Raw genomic sequence first — 4,214 nt, 5'->3', positions numbered from 1 at the left:
GCCACCCGCGCCGGCTCGCTCGTTTCGGCCCAGCGCGAAACATCCCCCGCCCGCAGGGGCGCCCCCCCCACTTTCAGTCTATCGGTCATCACCGACAGTGCTGACTTGTGCGAACCTGGATCAGCGTGGTTGTCCACATTGATCGAGGGGTGTGGGCAACCCGCCTCAAACTTGCGAAGGCCGTCCCGAACTCGCCGGGGCGGAAAAAAAGATCCGGGCCGGTGTCGATCCCGCCCGTGGCCGCTCGACGAAGAGGTGAGAAGGGAAGCACCCGAGTCGAGAGGACCTCACCATGACCGCCACCATCGCCGCCCCGGGTGGAGCCGGCGAGAGCGAGGCCGCCGCCGGCGAGATCGCAGCCGGCAAGGCCGAAACCCGAGCGGCCGAAACCGGCGGCGCCGGAGCCGTCAGGGCTGGGCGTCGGGAATGGGTCGGGCTGGCCGTGCTGGCTCTGCCGACCCTGCTCGTCTCGCTCGATGTCTTCGTCCTCGTCCTCGCCCTTCCGAAGATCGCCGCCGGACTGCACGCCGATGGGACGCAGCAGCTCTGGATCATGGACACCTACGGCTTCATGGTTGCCGGGTTCATGGTCACCATGGGGACCCTCGGCGACCGGATCGGGCGGCGGAAGCTGCTGCTCATCGGGGCCGCCGCCTTCGGGCTCGCCTCCGTTGGTGCCGCCTTTGCCACCACCGCCGGGATGCTCATCGCCGCGCGGGCCGTGCTCGGGATCTCGGGCGCCACGCTCGCTCCGTCCACCCTCTCCCTGATCGGGACCCTCTTCAAGAACCCGCAGCAGCGGGCGCAGGCCATCGGGATCTGGGCCGGCTGCTTCACCGTCGGCGCCATCATCGGCCCGATGGTCGGCGGGCTGCTGCTCGAACACTTCTGGTGGGGCTCGGTCTTCCTGCTCGGCGCCCCCGCCATGGTCCTGCTCCTCGTCATCGGCCCGAAGCTGCTGCCCGAGTACCGCGACGAGCAGGCCGGCCGGCTCGACCTCCCCAGCGTCTTCCTTTCGCTCGCCGCGATCCTGCCCGCCGTCTACGGCGTCAAGGAACTCGCCCGCGATGGCTTCCACCCGGTTCCGGCCGCCTCCCTCCTCACCGGCTTGGTCGTCGGGTACGTCTTCTACCAGCGGCAACGCGCCCTGAAAGACCCGCTCGTCGACTTCAGCCTCTTCGCCGCGAAGGCCTTCCGCACCACGCTCGGCGGGATGCTGCTGTTCAGCATGCTCGGCGGCACCACCATGCTCTTCACCGCGCAGTTCCTGCAGGTCGCGCAGCACCTCTCGCCGGTCGGGGCCGCGCTCGGGCTGCTGCCCGGGATGGCCGCCTCCACCGTCAGCTTCCTCGCCGCGCCGCACCTCGCGCGGCGGATCAAGACGAACGTCCTCATCGCCGGTGGGGTTGCCCTCGCCGCGGCCGGGATGGCGATCCTCGCGCTCGCCGACCCCTCGGCCGGGCCGGGGTGGCCCGCGCTCGGGTTCGCCGTGACGTCGCTGGGCGTCGGGCCGATGGTTGCGCTCGGCACCGATCTCGTCGTCGGCTCGGTTCCGGAACGCAAGGCGGGGGCCGCCGCGTCGCTGGCGCAGACCGTCAACGAGTTCGGCTACGCCATCGGCATCGCGACCGTCGGGACGCTGGGCAACGCCGTCGTCCGCGCGCACGGCTTCGCCGCCGGGCTGCACGTCGTCGCCGGTCTCGCCGCCGTCGCCTTTGCCGCCCTCGTCTGGTTCGTGGCGCGGAACCTGCGGGCCGCCTGACCAGCGACAAAAACGAAGGCCTCCCCACCCGATGCCTGGGTGGGGAGGCCTTCTTGACGCCGGGGGCAGAGGGGCCCCGGCTAGCCGAAGATGCCGCGCCGCGGGTGGCGGACGACCAGTGAACCGCCGTGGACGCGGCCGCTCAGCACGTACCGGGGGTTGCCCATCCGCCCGTTGCTGCGCGTCTTGTCCTCCATCGAGCCGAACTTGACGTCGCCGATCGCGTTGAGGTCCACCGCCGCGTGCTCCGGGATGATGATCTCGACCGAGCCCCACTTGGCGTCCAGTTCGATGTGCACCACCGGCGACTGGACCTGGGCCTCGGTGAAGTCCAGCTTCGTCGAGCCGTACTTGTTGCGCACCACCAGCTGGGACGGCACCACCCACGGCCCGCCGCGGTGCAGCGATGAGTACTTCGCGTTCAGCTCGACGCGCTGCCCGGTCGGGAAGCCGCCGTAGCCGGCCGGAGCCGCGTACGCCGGAGCTGCGGCGAGGGCCGCGGCCGGGTGGTAGAGGCCGGCGAGGTCGGCCAGCACCGCGTTCAGCTCGCCGCGCGTCCGCGACGCCAGGGCGCGGTCGGTGCGCTCGGTGAACTCGTCGAGGTCGATCATCCCGCGGCCGATCGCCTTCTGCAGCACGCCGACGACGTGCTCGCGCTCGTCGTCCGACACCCGGAGATCGCGCTCGCTCAACGGCTTGGTTTCGGTCACCGGTTCCGCCGCCGCGGTCTCTTCCTCGCCCATGCCCACGATGGTAGAACCGGATTTCACCAGGGAGATCGGGGGAAAACCCTGAACGGACCCGTAGTCGCCGTCGTCGCCGCCGCGATCTTGCTGTCCGCGTGCACCAGCGAAACGCCCGCGCCGCCGCCGAGCACGACGAGCACCACGACCCCACCACCCGCCACCGTGCCGGCGCCACCGGAGGGGCTCACCGGCGTCCGGGCGACCGGGGGCATCGGCGTCACCGCGCTGCTCCCGACCGTCGGCCCCACCCTCTTCGACGCCGACCGCGGGGCCGCCGCCACCCCGCCCGGCTACCCCGCCGGCGCCGACGTCGGGCTGAACGTCGTCCGGGTCGGGAAGCACGTCGTCCTCACGGTCTACCCGCCCTACACCCAGAACCCCGATCCCTTCGAAGTCCTCGAGTACACCGGGCCGTCGAGCCCGCCGCGGTCCCTAGGCCGCGCCTGGTCGGTGGCTCCGGACGTCGGCCGCGAAGGCGTGTGGCTGATCCGCGAGGACGGGCCGGACGACTGCCGCCTCCAGCACGTCACGTTCGCCGCGGGCGAGCTCGGCCGCGGCCAGTCCGCCAGCTGCCGGACCCAGGTGCGGACCGAGACCGCGCACGGCCTGCTGATCACCATCAACGCCGGTGCCGCCGAATCGACCGACGCGCTGATCGACCCGGCGACCGGCCGCACGGTCCGGCAGGCTCCGCGCATCCTCGGCGTCGCCGGCGACTGGATGCTGCTCGACGGCCTGGTCGACCTGACGCTCGTCGACCTGCGCGCCAACCGCAGCAAGCAGCTGAGCAGGCCCACGATCGGCCGGACACCCACCGTGGTGCCCTCACGCGAAGGCGCCGTGTGGGCCGCCGACTTCGCCGACCCCGCCTACCGGAACACCAGCACGCAGGTCCGCGACCTCTGGCTGCTCCGCCCGGACGGCCCGACCTGGGAACACGTCCCCGGCATGCCGTTCACCACCGAGCACCTCAAGCGCGGGGGCGGCATCGACTGGTCGGACGCCGGTGACCTCGTGCTCGCCGACGGCGTCCTCGCCGCGTGGCACCCCGGCGAACCGCGGTGGCGCCTGGGCCAGGCCGCCCTGCCGGCCGGCAACTGGTCGGGCCTGGCGGTCCTGCCCTGAGGGTCACTCCTCGTCGAGGCCGTGCTCGATCGCGTACCGGGCCAGCTCGACGCGGTTGTGCAGCTGCAGCTTCCGCAGCGTCGACTGCACGTGGTTCTCCACCGTGCGGTGGGAAAGCACGAGCCGCTCGGCGATCTGCCGGGCGGTCAGTCCCTTCGCGACCAGGCGCAGGACGTCGGTTTCGCGCTCGGTCAGCCGAGGTGGCTCGGCGCCCTCCGCCGGTGCGTCCGCCATCCGCCGATACTCGCCGAGCACCAGCCCGGCCAGGCCCGCGGTGAACACCGGGTCACCGGCCGCGGTCCGGTGGACGGCGTCGACCAGCTCCACCGCGGACGCCGACTTCACCAGGTAGCCGGACGCGCCCGCCTTCACCGCCTCCAGGACATCCTTGTGCTCACCGCTCGCCGAGAGCACCAGCACCTTCGTCGACGGGAGCGCCGCGGTGATCTCGCGGGTCGCGTCCACCCCCGACGTGCTGCCCAGGTTCAAGTCCATCAGGACGACGTCCGGCTGCACGGTGCGCGCGATCCGCACCGCCGCGTCGGCGTCCGGCGCGGTCGCCCGGACGTCGAAGCCGTGTT

General features: G+C 72.2%; 5 protein-coding genes. 2 read left to right on the top strand and 3 right to left on the bottom strand.

Annotated features, from left to right (window positions below; all coding sequences use genetic code 11):
* Window positions 1–292 precede the first annotated feature (292 nt).
* The gene (locus CCN39_RS03220; protein ID WP_086838312.1) at window positions 293–1,762 is read left to right on the top strand and encodes an MFS transporter; all 1,470 of its coding nucleotides are present in this window, start codon (window positions 293–295) and stop codon (window positions 1,760–1,762) included.
* An 80-nt stretch (window positions 1,763–1,842) separates the two neighbouring features.
* On the opposite strand, the gene CCN39_RS03215 is transcribed toward CCN39_RS03220, so the two are convergent.
* Together CCN39_RS03215 and CCN39_RS52535 are read right to left on the bottom strand one after the other, a co-directional pair.
* Window positions 1,843–2,505, bottom strand: coding sequence for a DUF1707 SHOCT-like domain-containing protein (locus CCN39_RS03215; protein WP_167454965.1), 663 nt, complete (start codon window positions 2,503–2,505; stop codon window positions 1,843–1,845).
* Between the two features lie 23 nt (window positions 2,506–2,528).
* The gene (locus CCN39_RS52535) at window positions 2,529–2,651 is read right to left on the bottom strand and encodes a hypothetical protein (protein ID WP_279629555.1); all 123 of its coding nucleotides are present in this window, start codon (window positions 2,649–2,651) and stop codon (window positions 2,529–2,531) included.
* A gap of 19 nt (window positions 2,652–2,670) precedes the next feature.
* Between CCN39_RS52535 and CCN39_RS03210 the strand changes: the two genes are divergently transcribed.
* A complete protein-coding gene (locus CCN39_RS03210; RefSeq protein WP_244210594.1) occupies window positions 2,671–3,633 on the top strand; it encodes a hypothetical protein in 963 nt (320 codons plus the stop codon).
* Between the two features lie 3 nt (window positions 3,634–3,636).
* Here CCN39_RS03210 and CCN39_RS03205 read toward each other — a convergent pair.
* A partial coding sequence (locus CCN39_RS03205) for a LuxR C-terminal-related transcriptional regulator (RefSeq protein WP_086838311.1) occupies window positions 3,637–4,214 on the bottom strand: 578 nt, incomplete at its 5' end.

This window comes from Amycolatopsis kentuckyensis, from assembly GCF_002155975.1.
Lineage (GTDB): Bacteria > Actinomycetota > Actinomycetes > Mycobacteriales > Pseudonocardiaceae > Amycolatopsis > Amycolatopsis kentuckyensis.
This window is presented reverse-complemented; position numbering and strand designations above follow the sequence as displayed.